This window comes from Enterobacter sp. 198, from assembly GCF_009025585.1.
Taxonomy (GTDB): Bacteria; Pseudomonadota; Gammaproteobacteria; order Enterobacterales; family Enterobacteriaceae; genus Enterobacter; species Enterobacter ludwigii.
The window spans coordinates 1-2610 of the sequence record NZ_WCIM01000035.1 but is presented as its reverse complement, the minus strand read 5'-3'; the positions used below and the strand labels follow the sequence as shown (position 1 = coordinate 2610).

The 2610-nt window shown below is 53.4% G+C and carries 2 protein-coding genes and 1 pseudogene; 1 reads left to right on the top strand and 2 read right to left on the bottom strand.

Annotated features, from left to right (window positions below):
- Nucleotides 1-1379: 1379 nt before the first annotated feature.
- A complete protein-coding gene (locus F8561_RS24110) occupies nucleotides 1380-1595 on the bottom strand; it encodes an MbeD family mobilization/exclusion protein (RefSeq protein ID WP_000137422.1) in 216 nt (71 codons plus the stop codon).
- Nucleotides 1596-1601: 6 nt separating this feature from the next.
- A complete protein-coding gene (locus F8561_RS24105; protein ID WP_136070821.1) occupies nucleotides 1602-2093 on the bottom strand; it encodes an MbeB family mobilization protein in 492 nt (163 codons plus the stop codon).
- 250 nt (nucleotides 2094-2343) lie between these two features.
- On the opposite strand from F8561_RS24105, the pseudogene F8561_RS24695 reads away from it, so the two are divergent.
- A pseudogene (locus F8561_RS24695) lies at nucleotides 2344-2610 on the top strand (hypothetical protein); the annotation flags it as partial.

Sequence of the window (2610 nt, the reverse complement as noted above, 5' to 3'; positions counted from 1 at the left end):
GTTCCGGGAAGGCAGTTCGCTCCAAGCTGGACTGTATGCACGAACCCCCCGTTCAGTCCGACTGCTGCGCCTGTTCCGGTAACTATCGACTTGAGTCCAAGCCGGAAAGACACGACAAAGCGCCACTGGCAGCAGCCACTGGTAAGAGGGTGTACAAGAGATTACTGATGCAGAGTTCTTGAAGTCAGAGCCAAACTACGGCTAAACTGGAAGGACGAATTTGGTGGCAGCGGTCTTGTACACCCTGTTACCACGGTTCAGAAGTTCCCCAACTTACTGAACCTTCGAAAAACCACCTCCCCAGGTGGTTTTTTCGTTTTCAGAGCAAGAGATTACGACGCAACGGAAAGGATCTCAAGAGGTTCATCTTCGATGACCGACAGACATCAAAGTAAAACCGATACCAAACAACAGTACCAGTCAAAAACTCACACCGACAAAACCCTTTGAAAATAAAGCATAAAAAATCGTATAGTTGGATGATGCACAATCACCCAACAAACCAGCATAACCATTTGAATAAATAGAAAAATAAAAATATAGGATATTAGAGTAATGAAATACATTTGCTTTGCAGCAGTAATGATTTCCCTTACAGGATGCGTTAATTCAAGTGGCGTATTACCCATGGGGCCAGATACTTATTCCATATCTGTTCATGCTGCACCTGTAAGGGGACAGGCTGGAGCAAAAAAAGCTGCGTTAACAGAAGCGAACCAATATTGCCTTAATCAAGGCAAGACCATCCTTGTGAAGAACATGGATCACTCTACGTTTAGCTCGCTCCCAGGGGATGATATAAGCATCATATTCCAATGCTTATCGGTTGGCGATAGTGGATTACAGCGACCTAATTATCAAAGTCCTGCTGATGTAAACGTCAACGTTAATTAGGCACCATTTACCATAACATCCGTTGGGCGCACCGCTGAAACGGGGTTGGCTGCGTTTCCGGTGCCAGACGCGAGAAAGTGGCGACAGACATAACGAAAAAACACCAGAAACGCAGCCGCTGAATATTACACTGGTGCATAGTCATGCAGCCAGATGCATGGATGTTAAAGTCACACTAAAATCCGCGCCAATGCCTTAAAAACCGACAAATGCTTCTCCAGCCAGTCCCACAGCTCCGCCGCCAGATACAGGCAGTTAAGCAATGATTCAATAAGATTTAACAGCTTCATTTCCCGCTCCTGAATAAGTCGTGACCTTTTTGATCACGAACCTATTTAGCGGGAGAAATAAGAGCCCCTCTTCGTGCGGGTTGTCAGCTGCCTGGATGGTTTAAAGTGTCGGCCCGCGGTAGGTTTTCTGCGGCTGGCGCTCCAGCTCCAGTGTTTTCTGATACTCATTCTCCCTCTGCCGGAGCTCGATGGCATTCAGTTCCCGGACAAGCGGCGCAGCTGCTCGCTTAAACTCAGCACCTGCGTGCTCAAGTCCGACACGCGCTCGTTCAGCACCGCGTTCTCCCGTTGCATAAGCCCACACATGCTCCGCCATTCCGCGAAGGCGCTCTCCCATTCGTCCAGCCTTTGCGAGTAGTCCTGCTGTAGCTGCTCTAATGCGCTCAGCAACTGCTTTTCCAGCTCTGTCATTTTCCGCTACTCCTGTTTCAGGCGGATCCATGTCGTCCCGTCGTAGGGGATGGCTTCGGTTTGCATCCCGGGCGGCAGGATAAGAAACCTCCGGCCGTCGCGGCTCTCCTGATAGCGCACTCCCCACGTCCGGGCAGTCATTTTCGCCAGGGTATCTTCCTGCTGACGAAGATGCGTGTAATTGTCGGTTATCTGCTGCCCCTGCCACCACAGTATGCTCCCGCTCGTGCCGATCAGCAGCGCTGACACCATCAGGATGGTGAACCATGTCCGCCCGGCAGTCCGCAGTACGCTCCGCCGGTTTTTCTCCATCGCCTCGCTCATACTCTGCTCGTGTGCGAGGATGGCGTCGCTGATTCTCCTCGCGCTTGCGCTCAGTTCCGCTCTGACAGACTGCTCGTGCTCGCTGAATGCGGCTTTCAGCATCTCGCCGGTACTCTGCTTCTGCGCTTTCGATTGCTGCTCTAAGTCCTTCGCCAGCGTTAAAAGACTGCTCATAGATGGCTCCCTTCAGTCGGATGTTTCGCCCCCCGTCCGGGTCGGCAATGCTGATACTGCTTTTCGTGGTGCGCACCACCTCAAAACCTGACCGTTCCAGCGCCTCAGTGACGTCCTGACGGTTTTTCAGCTCCCCGGACGAAGCAAGGGTCAGCAGTCCGCGCGTGATGGCTTCAGTGGCCTCCTGCTTCGTTTTCGGCAGTCCGGACGGCGTGACCAGCGCCCGGCGGTTTTCCGGCGCGTTCGGGTCATGCAGCCCCAGTCTGCCGTTCACGATGGTCTGCCAGGCATCGATGCGCGGCCGGTCGGCGCGGTCGTAGTACGGCTGGAGCCGCCTGCCGGTCAGCAGTTCGGTATTGGGGATCAGAAAGTTCAGCTCCAGACGCCCCTTGTCCGCGTGCTCCACCCACAGAATGCTGTACTGATCTTTATCGAGTCCGGGCATCAGAACCCGCTCGAAGCTGGCCATCAGTTTTTCCCGCTGGCCGGGAGGCAGATCGGCCTCCGCAAACGACAG

Coding starts and splice junctions, on each gene's coding strand:
- F8561_RS24105 (WP_136070821.1), bottom strand. CDS start 2,093: ATGAGCAGTCTTTTAACGCTGGCGAAGGACTTAGAGCAGCAATCGAAA.
- F8561_RS24110 (WP_000137422.1), bottom strand. CDS start 1,595: ATGACAGAGCTGGAAAAGCAGTTGCTGAGCGCATTAGAGCAGCTACAG.